General features: G+C 29.8%; 19 protein-coding genes. 10 read left to right on the forward strand and 9 right to left on the reverse strand.

Going from position 1 to position 18,960, the window contains the following annotated elements:
* Positions 1-398 precede the first annotated feature (398 nt).
* The 3 genes from J2Z43_RS09045 to J2Z43_RS09055 are packed head-to-tail and all read right to left on the reverse strand — an operon-like array spanning position 399 to position 2,628.
* Positions 399-1,145 carry an amino acid ABC transporter ATP-binding protein gene (locus J2Z43_RS09045; RefSeq protein WP_209456891.1) on the reverse strand — a complete coding sequence of 249 codons (747 nt, stop codon included), beginning with the start codon at positions 1,143-1,145 and terminating at the stop codon, positions 399-401.
* Between the two features lie 10 nt (positions 1,146-1,155).
* Positions 1,156-1,776: an amino acid ABC transporter permease gene (locus tag J2Z43_RS09050; protein WP_234926296.1), complete on the reverse strand. Its 621-nt coding sequence runs from the start codon at positions 1,774-1,776 to the stop codon at positions 1,156-1,158.
* Between the two features lie 51 nt (positions 1,777-1,827).
* Positions 1,828-2,628: a transporter substrate-binding domain-containing protein gene (locus J2Z43_RS09055; RefSeq protein ID WP_209456892.1), complete on the reverse strand. Its 801-nt coding sequence runs from the start codon at positions 2,626-2,628 to the stop codon at positions 1,828-1,830.
* 387 nt (positions 2,629-3,015) lie between these two features.
* On the opposite strand from J2Z43_RS09055, the gene J2Z43_RS09060 reads away from it, so the two are divergent.
* Positions 3,016-5,472 (forward strand): cell wall-binding repeat-containing protein, encoded by a 2,457-nt coding sequence (locus J2Z43_RS09060; protein ID WP_234926343.1) that lies wholly within the window; start codon positions 3,016-3,018, stop codon positions 5,470-5,472.
* A 145-nt stretch (positions 5,473-5,617) separates the two neighbouring features.
* Here the strand turns inward: J2Z43_RS09060 and J2Z43_RS09065 are convergent, their stop codons facing one another.
* On the reverse strand, positions 5,618-6,139 hold the full coding sequence (locus tag J2Z43_RS09065; RefSeq protein ID WP_209456894.1) for a helix-turn-helix domain-containing protein: 522 nt from the start codon (positions 6,137-6,139) through the stop codon (positions 5,618-5,620).
* Between the two features lie 420 nt (positions 6,140-6,559).
* On the opposite strand from J2Z43_RS09065, the gene J2Z43_RS09070 reads away from it, so the two are divergent.
* Positions 6,560-8,629, forward strand: a complete 2,070-nt coding sequence (locus J2Z43_RS09070) for a cell wall-binding repeat-containing protein (protein WP_209456895.1) — start codon at positions 6,560-6,562, stop codon at positions 8,627-8,629.
* Positions 8,630-8,894: 265 nt separating this feature from the next.
* Here the strand turns inward: J2Z43_RS09070 and J2Z43_RS15060 are convergent, their stop codons facing one another.
* Positions 8,895-9,020, reverse strand: coding sequence for a hypothetical protein (locus J2Z43_RS15060; RefSeq protein ID WP_268828404.1), 126 nt, complete (start codon positions 9,018-9,020; stop codon positions 8,895-8,897).
* Positions 9,021-9,368: 348 nt separating this feature from the next.
* Here J2Z43_RS15060 and J2Z43_RS09075 point away from each other — a divergent pair, with 348 nt between their 5' ends.
* The gene (locus tag J2Z43_RS09075) at positions 9,369-9,812 is read left to right on the forward strand and encodes a VOC family protein (RefSeq protein WP_209456896.1); all 444 of its coding nucleotides are present in this window, start codon (positions 9,369-9,371) and stop codon (positions 9,810-9,812) included.
* Positions 9,813-9,920: 108 nt separating this feature from the next.
* On the opposite strand, the gene J2Z43_RS09080 is transcribed toward J2Z43_RS09075, so the two are convergent.
* Positions 9,921-10,160, reverse strand: a complete 240-nt coding sequence (locus tag J2Z43_RS09080) for a hypothetical protein (protein ID WP_209456897.1) — start codon at positions 10,158-10,160, stop codon at positions 9,921-9,923.
* Between the two features lie 28 nt (positions 10,161-10,188).
* The gene (locus tag J2Z43_RS09085; protein ID WP_209456898.1) at positions 10,189-10,338 is read right to left on the reverse strand and encodes a hypothetical protein; all 150 of its coding nucleotides are present in this window, start codon (positions 10,336-10,338) and stop codon (positions 10,189-10,191) included.
* Between the two features lie 153 nt (positions 10,339-10,491).
* Between J2Z43_RS09085 and J2Z43_RS09090 the strand changes: the two genes are divergently transcribed.
* A complete protein-coding gene (locus tag J2Z43_RS09090; protein WP_185748299.1) occupies positions 10,492-10,662 on the forward strand; it encodes a hypothetical protein in 171 nt (56 codons plus the stop codon).
* A gap of 68 nt (positions 10,663-10,730) precedes the next feature.
* Here J2Z43_RS09090 and pdxR read toward each other — a convergent pair whose 3' ends face one another.
* Positions 10,731-12,149 carry a MocR-like pyridoxine biosynthesis transcription factor PdxR gene (gene pdxR / locus J2Z43_RS09095; protein WP_209456899.1) on the reverse strand — a complete coding sequence of 473 codons (1,419 nt, stop codon included), beginning with the start codon at positions 12,147-12,149 and terminating at the stop codon, positions 10,731-10,733.
* A gap of 228 nt (positions 12,150-12,377) precedes the next feature.
* On the opposite strand from pdxR, the gene J2Z43_RS09100 reads away from it, so the two are divergent.
* On the forward strand, positions 12,378-12,848 hold the full coding sequence (locus tag J2Z43_RS09100; protein WP_209456900.1) for a pyridoxamine 5'-phosphate oxidase family protein: 471 nt from the start codon (positions 12,378-12,380) through the stop codon (positions 12,846-12,848).
* A gap of 87 nt (positions 12,849-12,935) precedes the next feature.
* Here the strand turns inward: J2Z43_RS09100 and J2Z43_RS09105 are convergent, their stop codons facing one another.
* Complete coding sequence (locus J2Z43_RS09105; RefSeq protein WP_027702807.1) at positions 12,936-13,220, reverse strand: putative quinol monooxygenase; 285 nt, start codon at positions 13,218-13,220, stop codon at positions 12,936-12,938.
* A gap of 358 nt (positions 13,221-13,578) precedes the next feature.
* Here J2Z43_RS09105 and J2Z43_RS09110 point away from each other — a divergent pair, with 358 nt between their 5' ends.
* From J2Z43_RS09110 to J2Z43_RS09130, 5 genes are all read left to right on the forward strand, one after another.
* Complete coding sequence (locus tag J2Z43_RS09110) at positions 13,579-14,790, forward strand: amidohydrolase family protein (protein ID WP_209456901.1); 1,212 nt, start codon at positions 13,579-13,581, stop codon at positions 14,788-14,790.
* A 15-nt stretch (positions 14,791-14,805) separates the two neighbouring features.
* Entirely contained in the window at positions 14,806-15,096 is a 291-nt protein-coding gene (locus J2Z43_RS09115; protein ID WP_330617492.1) for an oleate hydratase, read from the forward strand.
* A 132-nt stretch (positions 15,097-15,228) separates the two neighbouring features.
* Entirely contained in the window at positions 15,229-15,576 is a 348-nt protein-coding gene (locus tag J2Z43_RS09120) for a carboxymuconolactone decarboxylase family protein (protein WP_209456902.1), read from the forward strand.
* Between the two features lie 207 nt (positions 15,577-15,783).
* Positions 15,784-17,580 carry an adenine deaminase gene (gene ade / locus J2Z43_RS09125; protein ID WP_209456903.1) on the forward strand — a complete coding sequence of 599 codons (1,797 nt, stop codon included), beginning with the start codon at positions 15,784-15,786 and terminating at the stop codon, positions 17,578-17,580.
* 180 nt (positions 17,581-17,760) lie between these two features.
* Positions 17,761-18,573, forward strand: a complete 813-nt coding sequence (locus J2Z43_RS09130) for an alpha/beta fold hydrolase (protein ID WP_209456904.1) — start codon at positions 17,761-17,763, stop codon at positions 18,571-18,573.
* The last annotated feature ends 387 nt before the right edge of the window (positions 18,574-18,960 follow it).

An 18,960-nucleotide genomic window follows, 5' to 3' on the forward strand; every position in this document is an offset into this window, starting at 1 on the left:
ACAGTCTGAGGTGGGCCATTAGCACAAAACATATCACTACCTTAAATTGTATAGTGTGATTAGTATTATAATATGGGGCTAGTATCTTACAAGCATCTACAATTGACATATAAGCTTATCGTTGAGTGGTTGGAAGATAGAAAGTTAATGTAGTATTTAGAAGAATAAGGGTAGCTTAATTGCTACCCTTGTATTTTATTGATATTTAGATTGAATTAAAACATCAATGGCTAATTCATCTCACTACTTATAAAAGGAATTTTTTTGTCATCGTAAATAATTTTGACCAATTACAGTACTATTATCCATATTATCCGCTTTAGTACCGTATGAATTATTGAAACAATTGAAACAACACTCAAATATTTTATTTTTTTATTAATAATGATATTGTGATATTAATTTTTATTATTTTTTTGTAGTTTATTTAAGAACTGCCTTGTTCTCTCGTGTTTCGGATTGTCTATAACACTTTGCGCAGAGCCTTGTTCAATGATTTTGCCATCAAACATAAAACACACTTTATCAGAAACATTTCTAGCAAAATTTATTTCATGCGTAACAATTAGCATCGTTATTTTTTGCCTAGCTAATTGTTCTATTATTAATAAGACTTCATTTACTAACTCTGGATCTAATGCTGAGGTAGGTTCGTCAAATAGAATAATCTTAGGTTCTAAGGCTAAAGCCCTACCAATCGCAATTCTTTGTTGCTGCCCACCAGACAAACTTGAAGGATACTTATCCTTTTTTTCCAGTAGTCCAATCTGTTCTAATATTTCTAACGCTTTTTTTTCAGATTCATTTTTTTTGATTTTTTTTACTACATTTAAGCCTATATTTATATTCTCAAATGCTGTTTTATTATTAAATAAATGAAACCCCTGGAAAACCATTGATGTATTTCTTCTTAACCAGAGGACATCTTCTTTCTTTAAACTTGCAAGATCAAATCTATTATTATCTATTATGATATTTCCAGAATCAACTTTTTCGAGACAATTTATACATCTCAATAAAGTTGATTTTCCTGTTCCTGAAGGTCCAATTATAGATACTACCTCACCTTTTTTTATTTCTAAATTGATACCTTTCAATACCTCGTTATCTCCAAACTTTTTATATACATTGTCTAGTTTTAACAATCCAATTCACCTACCTACTCCCTAATCTTATCTCTAAGTGTTTCTGGAATTTTCCCATAATTGCAGTTATGCCCCAATATACAAGTAAGACACATACATATGCTTCCAAATATCTATATCCTGAAGATCCCTCTAGCTGAGCTTGGGCCATCATTTCTTTCACCCCTATAGCAAATACCAAAGAAGTATCTTTAACTATATTTATGAAGCTGCTAAATAGAGTAGGTATAGCAACTTTGATCGCTTGTGGTAATATGATATAAAACATAGATTGAATATATGTCATACCGATGGAATTTGCGGCTTCCATTTGCCCCTTATTTATTGATAAAATTGCGGCCCTAAGTGACTCTGCCATATATGCTGAACTTGCTAAACTTAAAATTATAAGAGCCGCATGGAATGAATCTACTTGTATAATATTTCTAATTATTGGGATTACACCAAAATACAAGCAAAATAGTTGTGCAATCAAAGGTGTACCTCTAAAAAACGATATATAAAACTTAAAAAAGGTACTTAATACTGGTGTTTTGGCAACGGTTAATAAAGCGATTATAAAAGCAATCATTAACCCGAAAAAAACTGCTAAAATAGATAATTTTAAAGTTACCCCGCTGTATTTTAACATTGTTGGGATGAGTTTAATCATAAAATTGAAGTCAAATGTCATACAATCACCCTATTTCTCGACCTCTGTTGTGTCAGTATCAAACCACTTTTCAGACAATTTTTTTAAAGTACCGTCTTTCCTCATACTATCAAGTGTTTTACTTGATAATTCAGCGAATTTTTGTCCCTTGTCATCTTTTTTAAATGGATATGCATTAATTTCGTATACCATTTTTTCATTTAGTTGACGTACCTTTAAATTTTCATCTTTAATAGTAGTTTTTGTTTTTATTTCACCTTGCCATAATGCATCTATTCTATCTATAATCAACTCTTTCTCCATTGCAACACCATCATAAGTTACAATATCAAAACCTAGATTATATTTATCATTAATCTCTCTTAATGTAGCCTCTCCATTTCCACCTAGCCAACATCCAACTTTCTTACCCCTTAGGTCTTCCTTGTTTTTAAAATCACTATCATCCTTTACAAAGAAGTCATAATAGCTATAGGCATATGGTTCGCTAAAAAGATACTTTTCTTTTCTTTCTTCAGTTATTGACATTTGATGAGCTACTGTATCAATTTCATTAGCATCTAACATACCAACTAAACCGCTAAATTGACCTAATTTAAATTCTACGTCTAAATTATTCCTTTTTGCTATTTCATTCCAAATATCAATTTCAAACCCCTTTATTTCATCATTTTCTTGAAATGCCCAAGGTTTATATGAAGCCGATGTACCTATTACTATTTTCTCTTTTTTACTATCCTTTTGATTGGCATTATTACTTTTGCTGCATCCAATCATCCCAATTAAGATTATTCCGACTAAGCATAAAATTCCAAATTTTCTTAAGTTCATATTGTTTTCCTCCTTATTTATGTATGTCCATATTATATAATAAGGAGGGAATTTACAATTTACAAGGCAATTTTAATTGTATAGTTTATTCATATATATACATATAAGTTAATAGCATAAGTCTATGTATGACAAGCACTGAGTAAGTTTGTATGTAATGACTTTAAGATTTATATAGATTGGTTGGAAAAGAGAAAATTCATGTTGTTAGTAAAAGGGTAGCTTAATCGCTACCCTTATTTTTATTTTAATTAATTTTTGAATTATTTACTACAAAAAAATGTTATTTCGCAACATTTTAAACATAAATTAAATCTTTTTATTATATATTAGTGTATAAGTTAGAGTGAATTTTAAATATCTGAGATAAAAAGGAGTGCAAAGGTGATGGTTTTTATTTTTAAGAAATTAAAAAAGAAATTTTTCGTATTATTACTTGTAAATGCTTTATTTTTTAGTAGCATTTGCTCAGTTTATTCATTAGATAGTGTAGAAAGTTCTTTAGATGATAATATTTCACAGACTAGTCAAACTTCTAATGTTGAATTAGAATATTTGATTCCTGATTTGCAACTTAGGATGATAATAAATTCTAAACTTGGAAAAAAAGGTGAAGATCTAAAAACGTATTCTGCTAGTCTAGAAGAGTTAGAAAGTTTAACAAGTACATTATGTTTTGATTTTTCTTGGAATCAAGATATTTATCCAAACATAAATCCTTTAGAATCTTATATTCAATTTGAAACTTTGAAAGGACTAGAATATTTAAAAAATGTAAAAGAAATTAGGTTTCTCCGTACTATTATACCAAAAGATGGAATTGAAAATATTTCAAAAATGGCATCACTAGAAGATCTTAATATTAATTCAAGTTTTTTTGATGGAGAAGATACAACAACAACCGTGCTTAAAATAGGTATAAATGGAGGGCAAATTGAAGATAAAAAAATAATACCTATTTCTAATAAAGTGGATTTAGGCCCAATAGCAAATTTAAATAATTTAAAGTCATTTAAGTTTAACATAAATGGATTTCAAGAAAATAGCCCGTATTCTTATTCTTTAAGAACTAACTTTTCATTATCTGGTCTGTCTGATGCTGTAAACTTAGAAGAGCTGGAATTATCTTATTTAGCTGATGTTGACGATAAAAATTTCGAATGGATTACTTCTCTTGCAAAATTAACAAGATTATCGATAACAGATTCTCCACTTGAAAGCGTAGAAGCAATTTCCAAGCTTCAAAATCTAACTAACTTAAATATTAATGCTACTTATGTAACAGACTTTTCCCCTATAATTGATAAGGATTATTTCAAAGGGGCTAGGTATATGAAGTATAGGTTTAATACACAGTACTTCGAAAATAAAACTGAAAATGGAGAGAATATAAAAGTAATTGGCTTAGATCATACATTTAATTTTGGCAAAGGTAGTATAACAAAATTTTCTACAATGCAAAATTATTTGGGTTCATTTAACATTTATGATAACAAATTTACTGATCATGGTCTTTCTGTATCTCTTAAGCTAAATGAAAGAAAAGAAATAAATGCTTATAATTATGTAACCGGTAAATGGGATGATAAAACTTCGGGGATAGTATTTGGTTTTGAGGGTACAACAGAAAATGGTAAACCAATATCATATCTCCCTATAACAGTTCCGATTGGAAATAAGATTACTTTTGATTGTAATTATGAAAACGGTCCTATAGAAGTTGGCAATGTGGAACCTTTAAAAAAAGTAACCCCAGTCAAAATGACTAGACCAGGATATACACTAGAGGGATGGTATACAGATAAAGAAACAACATCTCCATATGATTTTGAAACAGATGTAAATGATAATTTTACATTATATGCTAAGTGGAAAAAACAAACAGGTGGAGGAGGATCAGTGGATCCAGGCCCTGGAACTACTCCGGAGCCTTCAAAGACAGTTATACTAGCAAGTGGCGAAAAATATACAGATGTACTTACAGCTACAGTATTAGGAAATGAAAAAGATGCACCAATATTACTATCTCAAAAAGATAGATTAGATGACAAAACTCTAGCAGAGATTAAGAGATTAAATGCAGAAGATATAATAATATCAGGAGGTACTGATTCTGTATCAAATAAAGTGGAAGAACAATTAAAAGATTATAATGTAATAAGAATAGCTGGCCAAGATAGATTTGAGACAGCAAAAAAAATAGGTAATGAAGTAAGAAAAACAGGTAATAAATATGGTGCAGTATTAGTAGATGGAACGAATTTTCCAGATGTAATAACAATGTCAAGTTTAGCATCACATAAGAGAGTTCCGATACTTCTAACAGAGCCACAAACATTTACTAATACAACTAAAGATACAATAAAATCTTGGGGATTAAATGATGTAACTATAGGTGGAGGTTATAACTCTGTATCTAAAGATATAGAGGGTAACATAGGGGTAAGTAAAGTCAACAGATTTGGAGGAGAAGATAGATACAAAACCGCTGAGTTAATAGGCAATGAGGTAAGAAAGGTATCAGGAAGCCTAGATGACATGATACTAGTGGATGGAACAAACTTTCCAGATGGAATAACTATTAATAGTTTAGCGGCTCATTTCAAAGCACCAATAATGTTGACAGAGCCAAATGAATTAAATAGTATAACTGGCTACAAGATAAAAGAATGGTCTATTAAAAATATATTAATAGGTGGGGGATACAACTCGGTATCAAAAGAAGTAGAAGATAATTTAGGTGTAAGTAACAAAGAGAGAGTTGCTGGTCAAGATAGATATGAAACAGCAGTAAAAATCTCTGAAAGATTATCTCAAACAAGCAAAGCTTTAGGAAGTAAATAGAGAAGATATAATATTAATTCAAAAGGGCTAGATATTTTTTACAATACTAGCTCTTTTTTTATGCTTAAAATAAACCATTACTGATCATACTATTCCTATGAGGTGATAGTATGGATAAAAAGGAATTACTTACAATATTATCCAATTAAAAATTAAATTTATTTGATATATCTAATATCATTTTCAAAGATAAAAGATCAAAATTATCAAGATTATTATTTATTTTGCTTATTAATTCTATTTTATTATCTGTGATGTATTGGGGATCAGAGTCATACCGATTGCCTTTTATACAATCTGCTTTATTTTCTGAAGCAAAGTTAATAAATCTATCTTCAGCTTTTTGATTTTGTATCAACTCTTCTATTAATATGCTATAAACAGAATCCTTTATAGAAGTATTATTTATTTGGGAATGATCCATAGCTTTTTCTAACATATAATTTGCAAATAAATAATATTTGGGAATTTTATCTGTTTGTACAATATCTTCTGTAGAAATTTCTAGTGAACTTGCTATGTATTCGATATCTTCTTTGCTTGGATTTATTTCATTTCTTTCATATTTGCTAATTTTATTTATAGTTATAGATGATCTTTCAGATAATTGTTTTTGTGTTAATCCTTTTTCTTTCCTAATTTTTTGAATATTATCTCCTATGCTCATTTTTGTCTCCTTATATTAGTCTATTTTTTATTATCTTTTTATTTTTAATAAATATATAATAGAGTAAATAAACTAGTTAATCTATATTTATTGTTATAATAAATAACAGGATATATAAGTAGTCAAGCTTCCTATACTATTATTAATGTATTTAATTAAATGTTAATAATGGTGCACTAGACATAACCAAATACAAAAAAGAGTTAGTTTTAATTAAAAATCTTAACCCTTACATATATTACGTTTGCAATGCCTACTATTTGGCAACCATGAAAAAGAGTCTCCATTTTGCTTTTAAATGTGATTACATGTATATTATAGTATAAGAATCATTGCGTAGTAGAAATTTAAGATATAAAGGATATAGGCTTAAATATGTTGTATAATTTAAATATTGAATAAAAATAAGGAGGACATTTTATGAGACATTATAAAAGATTGTTATCATTATCAAAAATTACAAAGAAGTTAGGAACTATTACATTAGCATTTTCGTTAATAATCCCAATTGCGAATACAACTTTTGCATATGATAATTTAGAAATTAGCGATAAAATATTGTTGAGTGAGGCAAAGAGTTCTAATTCGTCATATGAAGAAAACAAAATGTTAGAAAAAGGAAATATTTCTGGGGATGAAGGCATTTTATTGAAAGACGCATTTGATGATGAGAATTTTAAATCATATATAAAAATGCAAATTATAAAGGATACCAATATAAATGAAGATAAATATAAAATAACATCTAAAACTTTTGCAGATGTTGACACTTTATATTTAAGCAATGAAGGAATTAAAAGCTTAAAAGGAATTGAGTATTTTGAATCATTAAAAACTTTAGACTGCTCAAAAAATGCTTTGGGATCACTGGATTTATCCAAAAATAAAAAATTAGAGAAGTTAATTTGCAATGATAATAATTTGAAATCATTAGACCTATATAAAAATGACAGCTTGAAATATATCTTATGTTTTAGTAATTCTATATCTAAATTAGTATTACCAGAACAAGTTGTTTTGGAAGAGTTAAATTGTTCCAATAATAATTTAAGTAAATTAGAAATTCCTAAGAATTCAAATATTGGTAAGTTGGATTGTACATACAATAATTTAACATCATTAGTGTTACCACAGTCAGACGTTGAAGAATTACATTGTAGTAATAATAAACTAACTAATTTGGATGTTTCGAGGGATGTTCATTTGAAGAAATTGAATTGTAGATTTAACAAGTTAGATAACCTAAATTTATCAAAAAATACAAATTTATCTGAAGCAGATTTAGGAACACAAAATGCTGAATACAATTTAATTAGACACAATAGCCAATACTCAATTAATGTTGGTAAAAATATTGATGGTAACAATTTCAAATCAAGTGTTGAAGTTTCAAGACCTATATATGGTCAATATACTTCAGATGGATATATCGATTTAGGATATGTTATAAAATTTGGTGATGACAACTATGCATTACATGATGCTAAATTCAACAGAATATATAAAATTAATGATAAGACCTTTAAAATGTCTATTGTAGCAAAATTAAAAAAAGCTCAAAAAGAAGAACCGGAGGAAGTTAATACGAAAATTGAGTATCTTACTGGTAAAGACAGATTCGATACAGCTGTCAAGATAAGTCAAAATGCATTTACGTCTGCAAATAATATAATATTAGTAAATGACTCATCACTACCAGATGCATTATCAGTAACCCCATATGCAAAAGTGAAAAATGCTCCTATATTATTAACGCAAAGCAACAAATTAAATGATCAGACAAGGAAAGAGATAGAAAGGCTAAAAGCAAAAAATATATATATAATAGGTGGAGAAAACTCAGTAAATAAGCATGTAAAAAATGATTTAGAGTCTAGAGGTTATACAGTTGAAAGAATATCAGGTGAAGATAGATACGCGACATCTTTAACAGTAGCAAAAGAATTAGATAAAATATCTAGTATATCAGAGATATCGGTAGTTAATGGTGAAAAAGGTTTAGCAGATGCTGTAAGTATTGGAGCTATATCGGCACAAAATGGAATGCCTATCATCTTAACAAGCCCAACTGATAATATGGTTAATATAATTGAATTAGTTAAAACTGAAAATATTGATAAAACCTATGTAGTTGGTGGAGATAGATGGTTTCCAAATGATATAGCTAATAAATTGCCATCAGTCGAAAGGATATCAGGAATAGATAGAAATATGACAAATTTAAAAGTAATAAATAGATTCTATAAAGATTCAACATTAAATAATCTTTATGTATCAAAAAATGGGATGGGAAATCAAGAAAACCTTATCGATGCCCTTTCAGTAGGCGTAGTAGCAAGTAAAAATCAGTCACCTGTAATGTTAGTGGGTAAATCACTTAATATTAGTCAAAAACTGTTAATAAGTAGTAAAAAATTCAATGTAATTACTCAAGTAGGCGGAGAAGGAAATGAAAACGCATTTAATGAATTAAAGGAATTGTTGAAATAGAAAATAAATATTTATAGAGAGCCGATAAGGATACGGCTCTTTTTTAATTATCGATTTTATTTTAATGTATAACTGAGAAATATTAAGATCCAGATGGCAATAAACACGAAATTTTTGCTGACATAAAATAAGACAAAGAACATTCACATAAATAATAAAATTAAAAGAACTCTAAGTACAGGGTTCTTTTAATTTCATGCAATTAATTAATTAATTATCAAAATATAATTTTTCCAACTTATGTTGATTGTATTGATCAGAAAGATCAATTCTTTTCTATTGAAAAAGTAAAACCTTCATACTCTAGATTTTGTTTTTCTTCAACGATATCATCGATTATTACATCAAAATTGTTTCTAATAATATTTTTTACAAGAATCAAAGATTCCAATTTAATCACCTCTCCATTTGAGTACTTTATACACAAGACCCAGCGTTACCAATACTAAAAGCAGAAGGTAGATAGTATGGATATATTTGAGAAAAAGGTATTAAAGTAATAATACTCTAGGAATATGATATAATAAAAAACATAACACAACAAATGAAGCAGAAGAATTTAGAGTTTAAATTATAAAGATGATAGAGGGACTGTCAGAAACACCAAAAATGTAGAGTTAGAAAAAGCTACTGCAGAGTCCAAAGAATATAAAAATGAAACTATTATAACTAAGGTTGATTCAGGGAATTTATATGAAATGATTATAATATATTTAAAAATTGAAAGGAAATTATACTTATGATAGGTGTAGAAATTGATATGGTTGTGCCAGATTCTATAAAAGCTATTACAACTTATGAAAATATATTTGAAGTAGATCGAATAGAAGTAACAGATTTTATAGAGGGTGGAAACGAGGCAGTTTTTAATATGTATGGAACAAGGTTTCACCTTTTAGATGAAAATGTGGAATATCACCTGATAGCGCCGAAAGAAAATGACCCTAAACCGATGTGGATTAATATTGTAGTACCGAATATTAAAGAAACTTATGATAAAGCAATGAAGCAAAATTGTAAAGAAATACAGCCTATTACTGAAATGAAAGAAATGGGATTAATAAATGCTATGTTCGAAGATCCTTTTCACTATATTTGGATGCTTCACCAAATTGAAAGGGAAGTTAGTTTTAAAGAAAGATGCGAGATTCTTGAAGAGAAATTTGAAGAAAATGATAACTAGTTACTATTGACGAAAAAAATATGCAAAAATCCTGTTAAACCAAGTATGAAACCGCAATCCCTTTAAAAACGGACTGCGGTTTTCATTTGCAAAAATCAGTGATTAAATTTACTTCCAATCCTGAAGCCAAGTTTTATCATTTGCAATAGCTGTTACTATTTCTTCTCCAGATTTAAAATCATCAAAAGTTCCTTTTTCAATTTCAGACATAGCTTTGTTTAATATGTTTTCATAATAAGCTTCAGGTGTCATATCAGTTGTAGTTTGGTGGAAATGCTCCTGGGATTCAGAAGCGGCTATCTTGGCATATTCGTTTTTTATCTGTTCTATGAGTTTATCACGATTCATATAATTTGCTCCTTTTCATGAAAATTTATTATTTATCGTTACCGGGTTTATGGTGACTACCAGACTGCTTCTTTGCATTACGGCTTTCACCATCTAATGCGCTCTCTGCCATAGTTGGGCCACCTTTTGATTTTTGTTTACGGATCGGTTTTGGATCAAGTTGTGAATCTTTAGCCATAATTTTTCTCCTCCATTTTATTATTGGTAAAGTTATTATTTGCAGAGGAGAGGATTTTATTCAGAAATTTAATTGTGATGTAAGCAGGTATAGAAACCTATTTAACGGCAAATGATAAGAGCGTACGAAATTATTTATACAGGATGGTGAATTATGGCTAAAGCAGGCATGAGAAGACCGGATCCAAAGGATCCACATGGAACAGAAAGCAATAAAAAAATGAAAACAAAAAAGAATGATGTAGAGCCTGTTCCAGAAATACAGGGCAAAGCAAAGGCAGGACACAATAAAGCAAATGATATTCAAGATAACAAGAAGAGTTAATAAAATACGAAGGAATTTACCATTGTATGTAGGGCTGAGGCAAATAATTGTCTGAGCCCTTTGTATGTTTATATATCACTAAACCAAGCCTTATTTAACCTAGAAATACAATCTGGGATATCTAAAATATCAATTTGACTAAAAGCTATAAATAAGGTGTTTTTAGGACAATGTTCTTTATTCTGCCAATATTGTATAGTTGGATAAACTATTATCTGTTCATCTAACGCTTTTTTTATTAGCCAATCTTGACTATACTTTTTAGGAAATTCTAATATAAAATATAGCCCCGTTCCATTTTGATGTATTTTTATTTCACTATTCATATTTGTAATTTCATTAATAAATAGATCGAATCTCTTTTTAAATTTTAAACGTAATTTGCGAACATGTCGTTCATAAAAGCCGGTTTCAATAAATTTACTTAGAATGTATTGGTCAACCCATGAAACGCTATTGTTATATTTATCAAAAGTCTGGTTATAAATATTCAATAAATGTCTTGGTAAAACAAAATAACCAATACGAATTGATGGAGATAGCGTCTTTGAGAATGTTCCTAAATATATTACTTTATCGTTTTTGTCAATAGATTGCAATGATGGTATTGGGTTTGTATTATATCCAAATTCACTATCGTAATCATCTTCAATAATGTACGTATTATTTATATAAGACCAATTAAGTAGTTCATAGCGTCTATTAATTGGCATTGTAGCTCCGGTTGGGAATTGATGCGAAGGTGTAATATATATAGCATTTAAATTTGAATTCTTATGATTCTCTAATTCAGATATTTTTAGACCTTTGTCATCAACTTCTAATGCCTCTATTTTTAAATTATTGTTTTTAAATACAACTTTTGCACCATCATAACCTGGTTCTTCAAATCCAATAGTTCCTCCATCAGAAAATATAAGTTTACAGATAATCTCTAAAGAATGTTGCAAACCTGAAGTAATTATAATTTGGTCTTCATTGCAGCATACTCCTCTCGAATTATTCAGGTAACTTACAAGTTGTTTTCTTAAAAGTATGTCACCTTTACCATCAATACATTTATTTATCTTACACATATTTTTTTCTGATAGTGCATCTAACATATATTTCTTCCATTGAATAGCTGGAAATAAATCATCTGTAAAGTCACCATAGGATAAATTATATAATATATTATTATCTTTTAAATTTTTTGATTCATATTTAAAGCTTTGATTACTTTCAGTATTTGTAATACTGAGATTAACTTCATTAATATCCTGGACAATAAAGCCAACCCCTTTTTTTGACTCAATGTAACCCTCTGCTGCAAGTTGAGAATATGCATTATCTACAGTATTTCTACCAACACCTATTTCTTTTGATAACATACGACTACCTTTTAGAACATCTCCGGATTTCAGTTTTTTATTTAATATATCTGCCTGAAGCTTAGAATATATTTGTAAATAATATGGAGTTTTACTTTTTTTATCTATAAAAATCATTCTTAATCTCCTTTGTGTGGCCCCTATATTTTCTGCATTAGTGGATCTTGTTATAGGACCAGTGCAAGTATATACTAATATTTATAAAAAGACAACCATTTAGATTATCAAATAATTACATGATTTGGTGTACTATACACAAAAAGGTATGCAAGAGTATTACTAATATTTGTTATTATATTTCACTTTTTCTTTAAAATTAAAATAAAACATAAAGGAGATTACAACATGCAACATAGAATGAAAGAACACCAACTAAATAAACAACAAATTGAAACCCTGCTAAATCGTATACAAACCGGTACAATAGCAACAATAAACATAGATTCTACACCTTATGTTATACCTGTACATTTTGTATATTTAAATGATAAGATATATATTCATGGACTTCCAAAAGGTCAGAAAATAGATAATATTAATTTTAACCATAATGTATGTTTTAATATTTATGAAATGTATGGAATAACTTTAGATAAAAACGGAAAAATTTGTGATACTAACACAATGTATGAAAGTGTTGTTATATCAGGAACTGCTAAAATAATAGGGGATTTAAAAGTAAAGAGTGAAGTTTTAAATAAAATTATTACTAAATACACTCCTAATGTAACAAACTCTGAAATACCTGAAAACATGCTCAAAGGGACAGCTATTATAGAAATCAGAATAGATCAAATGGATGGTAAGTACTATTAAAGTGAACCCTAAAAATTAGATTTTTAGGGTTCACTTTTAGGATTCACTTAATAATTGCTGCCATGATTTTTCTCAAACAATATTTTATTATAAAACTTTAGAGTAAAAATTCGTGATTTTTTCTGTACTTAATTCTACTATTTGCGGAACGTAAAATTTAAAATGATCTGCTTGTGAATGTTTATCTAGACACTCTTGATTCTTCCATTCTTCTAAAATCACAATCTGGTTTTTATCATTATTATCTTGATAAACTTCATAACTTACGCAACCAGCTTCTTTTCTTGTTTCAGCCACTAGTTTTTCACATAATTGCAAAGCCTTTTCAAATTCATCTTCTTTTATAAAGAATTTTGCTATTATCTTTACCATAATATCTACCTCCCTAAAATGTTTTTCATTTTAAAAACACCTTGTATTTAAGCAGAGTTTCATACTTATAATACCCAGTATTTTCATTAGTTTATTAAGAATATTATACTTTTAACTATTTGTATAATCAACAAAATGAAATTTTTGTACCACAATTTACCTTAGGTTTAAAATATTTCAGTTTTATTAAAGAATAGCATTTGGGGAGTATTGGATTTATGCATTTTGGTTATATCCTATTAAATATACCGGAAATAAACAAACGGAGTGATTGAAGAATCAATTGCTCTATTCGTTTATTTCCGGTATATTTAATAGGATAGATTATATAAAATTAGGGTCTGGAGGATGATGAGTAATGAGTTGGATAAAAAATGTATTAGTGGAAACAAGTCTAGAGGAAGTATCTCAAAATAACATCATAACAAAGACAGAGCAAGTGTGTTTGTTGGTTCAAGATGGAATTATAAAAGAAATCACTGATGTTTTACCTAATGATGCAGAAGATGTTGTAGATGCAAAAGGATATTTAGCGGTACCATCCTTGTCAGATAATCATATTCACTTGGATAAAGGGCATTATGGCGGTAAATGGCATGCTGTTGTTCCTATGAATAGTGTCGCAGAAAGAATTGTAGAAGAGCGAGGGTTTTTACAGGATTTTTTAGTTGATACACCACAAAAGGCGCAGGCTCTAATTGATTTAATTACAAGCAAAGGTGCAACTTACTTAAAGGTACAAGTCAATGTTGATCCTGTTATTGGATTAGATAATTTAGATGTGATTAAAAAAGTTCTTAAAAAGAATATACATAAATTAGATTATGAAATCGTAATTTTTCCTCAGCATGGGTTATTAGATACCGAAAAACTAGGTCTACTAAGTAAAGCTTTAGAAGATAATGCTGTTACCGTTTTAGGAGCTTTAGACCCAGCTACTATTGATGGAGACATTGAAAAATCTTTAAAGACTACATTTGATTTAGCAATGAAATATCAGAAGGAAGTTGATATACATTTACATGATCAAGGAAGTTTAGGGATTTACGAAATAAATCGTATTATTGATTATACTTTAGAATCAAATATGCAGGGTAAGGTACAGATAAGCCATGCACTGGCATTAGCAGATATATTTGGCGATGAATTAGAGAATATTATTAATCGTTTGAAAGAGGCGGATATAGTTATCAATACGACTGTTCCAATTGATACAAAGGCATTATCTATTCCTGCACTAAGAAAGCATGGGATAAAAGTTAATGTTGTTAATGACAATATCAATGATCACTGGAGCCCATTTGGTACAGGCGACTTAATTCAACGCGCTAGTCGAGCAGCAGAGGTATTTTCTTTAACTGATGAAGTTTCATTATCAAGTGTTTTAGGGCTTGTTACAAACGGCGTTACTCCACTTGATACTAAAGGCAAGAAGGTATGGCCAAAAGTTGGCGATAAAGCAAATATTTTATTCGCAAAGGCTGAATCTTCTGCCCATTTAATAGGAAGAGTTTGTGAGGATAGAGTTGTTCTATTTAAAGGAAAGTTTGTTTCAGGTGAATTCAAATAAATAAAGCTTTAGGAGATTGATAGACCTAAAGTTGTTCCAGATGGATGTGTAAACTTTGCTTTTATTGGTCAGTTTTCTGATACAGTAAGGGATACTGTATTTACTACAGAATATTCAGTAAGAACAGCTATGGAGGCGGTTTATACATTACTGGATGTAGTCCGTGGAGTACCAGAGGTTTTTGGTTCTTGTTATGATATTCGTGTACTCTTGGATTCGACTTCAAAGATGATGGATGGTAAAAAGCTTATTGATATGAAGCTTCCACTGTTAGCTTTTACATTATGTTATGAAAATAGAGATTAGATATAAATGTATAGATTTTTTCGATTTAATAATACATTTGTATCTAAAAAATACATACAGTAATTTCCATTAATCAATATATTGTTACATTAATAGTGATATAATTAAGAAAAAGCAAGGGGGTATTTTCAGATGATAAATTATGATGAAGAATACGAGATAGTAGCAAAAAACGGTGAGCTATTAGGTGAACAAAGCCCAGCAGTCATGAGAAAATTTAAAGGTATAGCTGGAGAAGTACTAAAAGATAATAAATTAAGCTTAAAAACTAAAGAACTAGTGGCTGTAGGAATTGCGATATCTGTTAGATGCGATGCGTGTATTCTATCACATGTTAGAAATGCTATAAGTGCTGGAGTAACAATGGAAGAGCTTGCAGAAACAGTTGAAGTAGCTATCTTAATGGGCGGCGGACCTTCAACAGCTTACGGAGCGAAAGCCCTTTCAATAGCAGAACATCTTTTTAATGAGAAAAAATAAAAAATTATATAGAAAAGTGGTAAAGAATTGTATAGATTCTTTACCACTTTTATTATGTATAAATTAATATTACGATAAACCTCTTTATAAGTAATCAATAATATCAATACATAAAATTATAAAAGCAATTTGATAATGTAATATTTTGTCAGATATATTATAATTAAGATGGATAGTATAAATTTAGAAAATAAGAGGAGGAAAATAATGTTTAACATGTTTAAAAATCAACCTCTTTGGGAAGTATCTCAAAGCTTATCTGCAATTGCAATGGGAATGCAAAGTGCAGATATTGTAATCAGAGATGGAAAACTGATTAATGTTTGTACAAAAGAAGTAATAGATAATATAGATGTCGCTATCAAAAATAGTAGAATAGTCTTAGTTGGTGATGCAGACCACTGCATAGGAGAAGATACAAAGGTAATAGAAGCAAATGGAAGATACATATCGCCGGGGTTTTTAGATGGGCATATTCATGTTGAGTCATCAATGATGAGTGTAAGTGAATACGCAAAAGCTGTAGTTCCACATGGTACTATAGGAATCTACATGGACCCACACGAAATTTGTAATGTACTAGGAATGGACGGCGTTAATTATATGATAGAGGATGGGAAACGTACACCTCTTAAAAACATGGTTACAATGCCATCTTGTGTTCCTGCGGTTCCGGGGTTTGAAGACTCTGGAGCATTTATAGGGCCAAAAGATGTAGCAGACAGTATGAAATGGGATAGCATGGTTGGGCTAGGAGAAATGATGAACTTCCCTGGCATAATCAACAGCAGTGACCACGCCCATCAAATTGTAGGAGAAACACTTAAAGCAAATAAAACAGTTACAGGGCACTGGTCTATTCCAGATACAGGAAAAGCATTAAGCGCTTATATTGCAAGTGGCGTACGTGCATGTCATGAGTCTACAAGCAAGGAAGAAGCATTAGCTAAAATGAGACTTGGAATGTACGCTCAGTTTAGAGAGGGCAGTGCTTGGCATGACTTAGTTGAGGTAGCTAAAAGTATCACAGAGGAAGATATTGATACTCGTTTTGCAATGCTTGTATCTGATGATACACATCCGCACACCTTAGTAGAAAAAGGTCATATGGATCATATAGTTAGAAGAGCCGTTGAGGAAGGTATAGATCCAATCACTGCAATTCAAATGGTATCACTAAATTGTGCTCAGGCATTCCATATGGATCAAGATTTAGGATCAGTAACACCAGGAAAATGTGCAGATATATTAATTATAGACAATCTTGATGATTTAAACGTTGAAGAAGTCATAATAGATGGGAATTTAGTAGCAAAAAACGGTAAGATGTGTATTGAGATAGAAAAATATGAATTTCCTAGGGAAGCTCTAAACACAATGCACATAAAGGAAACAATTACACCAGAATCATTTAAAATAGAGACTAAAAAGGAAGATAGTGCAGAAGTTCGCGTTATAGAGATATCACCATTAAAAGTAAATACTCATGAAAGACATATTAAAGTTCCTGTAAAAAATGGTTTAATTCAAGCAGATCCGAGTAATGATGTATTAAAAGCTGTTGTATTTGAGCGTCACCATTACACTGGAACTAAGGCATTTGGATTTATCAAAGGGTTCCATATAAAAGAAGGGGCTATGGCATCTACAGTAGCACATGATGCACATAATTTACTTGTTATAGGGACTAATGACGAGGATATGTCAATCGTAGCAAATGCACTTAATGAGTGTGGAGGAGGAATGGCTGTAGCTAAGGGTGGAAAACTTATAGGATTGCTGCCTCTTCCAATTGCAGGACTTATGAATGATAAATCAGCTGAAGAGATGTCAAAATTTGTAGAAAATATAAGTAGAGCTTGGGAGTCAATAGGATGTGATATAGCTTCACCTTACATGACTATGGCAGGAATACCTTTAGCTTGTATACCAGAGATCCGTCTTACAAATAGAGGGTTAGTTGACTGTACAACATTCAAACTTGTACCCTTAGAAGTTGAGTAAAATAGCAAATTTAATAAAATCTATATAAATTAAAGCAGTAAGGGGTTTTAAATCTTTACTGCTTTTATTTTATAATAATTATATATTGAGATTAGATGACAATAAAGTTTGCACAAATTTACGACCATTAGAATAGTCTGTTAATGAGATAATGATAATTTTATTGATGGAGGTATTACTTTGGGATATTATGTTAGAGTACAACCTAATGTAAAAATTTATGTAGAGGATCTTAATCCTTGCGGAAGAAAAGTCATCTTGTTTTTACATGGATGGCCGGGTAGTCACAAACTATTTGAGTATCAATTCGATCAGTTATCAAAAATGGGATATAGGTGTATAGGGATTGACACTAGAGGATTTGGATATTCAGATAAGCCTTATGACGGTTACAATTATAATCGATTATCGGATGATGTTAGATGTGTAGTTAATGAATTAGGTATAAAGAACTTTATACTTGCAGGACATTCTACGGGTGGGGCTATAGCTATTAGATATATGGCTAGACATAAAGGGCATGGGGTAGCGAAACTTGCTCTTTTTGCAGCAGCAGCACCTAGTCTTATAAAGCGTCCTAATTTCCCATATGGTTCAAATAAAGAAGACATAATTAATATTATCCAAGGAACATATTCAGATAGACCTAAAATGCTGAGGGATTTTGGAGATATTTTCTTCTTTCAACATACAACGCAACCTTTCTCGGAGTGGTTTCTTCAACTCGGTTTTCAGGCAGCAGGATGGGCTACTGCGGAAATTGCAAAGATGTGGATTGAAGAAGTTCTATTTAATGATTTAGGGGAAATAAGAGTACCAACATTAATTATACATGGAATTCATGATAAAGTTGTTCCTTTTCAATTAGGGGAAGTACAAAATCAGTGTATTAAAAATTCAAGGTTAGTACCATTTATATTCAGTGGTCACGGTTCGTTTTACGATCAAAAAGATGACTTTAATATGGAACTTATGAGATTTATTGAAGAGTAATGGGCTGTTCATAGTTAATTGAAAAGTTATCAAAATAAATGATAAACCCATATAAATAAAATATGATATATAAATAAGAAAAAAGGTCATATAAATACTATGGCCTTTTTGTCTGTTTATTTAAATTATTATTTTATAGGCTTACACATAATTCACGATTCACTCTATTAATCTGAGTTATTTGAAATCAATATTTTAATTTTTCAAGAATATGTAAGTAATTACTTTAAAACCAAAGAATTTATAGATATATACATAAATTATATATTTTTACAAAAAATAAATAAGTGAGCTGTATAAAATATCTATATCATATATATACAGATTGCCTTATTAATTTTTAATTTATAAATAGAATGAATATTGTGTGTATTATAAATGTATATT

Origin of the sequence: Metaclostridioides mangenotii, assembly GCF_017873185.1 — a bacterium.
Classification (GTDB): Bacteria; Bacillota; Clostridia; order Peptostreptococcales; family Peptostreptococcaceae; genus Metaclostridioides; species Metaclostridioides mangenotii.

Bases quoted from the DNA above. Each gene is read 5' to 3' on its own strand.
- J2Z43_RS09050 (WP_234926296.1), bottom strand. From the start codon at position 1,776: ATGTTAAAATACAGCGGGGTAACTTTAAAATTATCTATTTTAGCAGTT.
- J2Z43_RS09055 (WP_209456892.1), bottom strand. From the start codon at position 2,628: ATGAACTTAAGAAAATTTGGAATTTTATGCTTAGTCGGAATAATCTTA.
- J2Z43_RS09060 (WP_234926343.1), top strand. From the start codon at position 3,016: ATGGTTTTTATTTTTAAGAAATTAAAAAAGAAATTTTTCGTATTATTA.
- J2Z43_RS09065 (WP_209456894.1), bottom strand. From the start codon at position 6,139: ATGAGCATAGGAGATAATATTCAAAAAATTAGGAAAGAAAAAGGATTA.
- J2Z43_RS09070 (WP_209456895.1), top strand. From the start codon at position 6,560: ATGAGACATTATAAAAGATTGTTATCATTATCAAAAATTACAAAGAAG.
- J2Z43_RS09075 (WP_209456896.1), top strand. From the start codon at position 9,369: ATGATAGGTGTAGAAATTGATATGGTTGTGCCAGATTCTATAAAAGCT.
- J2Z43_RS09080 (WP_209456897.1), bottom strand. From the start codon at position 10,160: ATGAATCGTGATAAACTCATAGAACAGATAAAAAACGAATATGCCAAG.
- J2Z43_RS09085 (WP_209456898.1), bottom strand. From the start codon at position 10,338: ATGGCTAAAGATTCACAACTTGATCCAAAACCGATCCGTAAACAAAAA.
- J2Z43_RS09090 (WP_185748299.1), top strand. From the start codon at position 10,492: ATGGCTAAAGCAGGCATGAGAAGACCGGATCCAAAGGATCCACATGGA.
- pdxR (WP_209456899.1), bottom strand. From the start codon at position 12,149: ATGATTTTTATAGATAAAAAAAGTAAAACTCCATATTATTTACAAATA.
- J2Z43_RS09100 (WP_209456900.1), top strand. From the start codon at position 12,378: ATGCAACATAGAATGAAAGAACACCAACTAAATAAACAACAAATTGAA.
- J2Z43_RS09105 (WP_027702807.1), bottom strand. From the start codon at position 13,220: ATGGTAAAGATAATAGCAAAATTCTTTATAAAAGAAGATGAATTTGAA.
- J2Z43_RS09110 (WP_209456901.1), top strand. From the start codon at position 13,579: ATGAGTTGGATAAAAAATGTATTAGTGGAAACAAGTCTAGAGGAAGTA.
- J2Z43_RS09120 (WP_209456902.1), top strand. From the start codon at position 15,229: ATGATAAATTATGATGAAGAATACGAGATAGTAGCAAAAAACGGTGAG.
- ade (WP_209456903.1), top strand. From the start codon at position 15,784: ATGTTTAACATGTTTAAAAATCAACCTCTTTGGGAAGTATCTCAAAGC.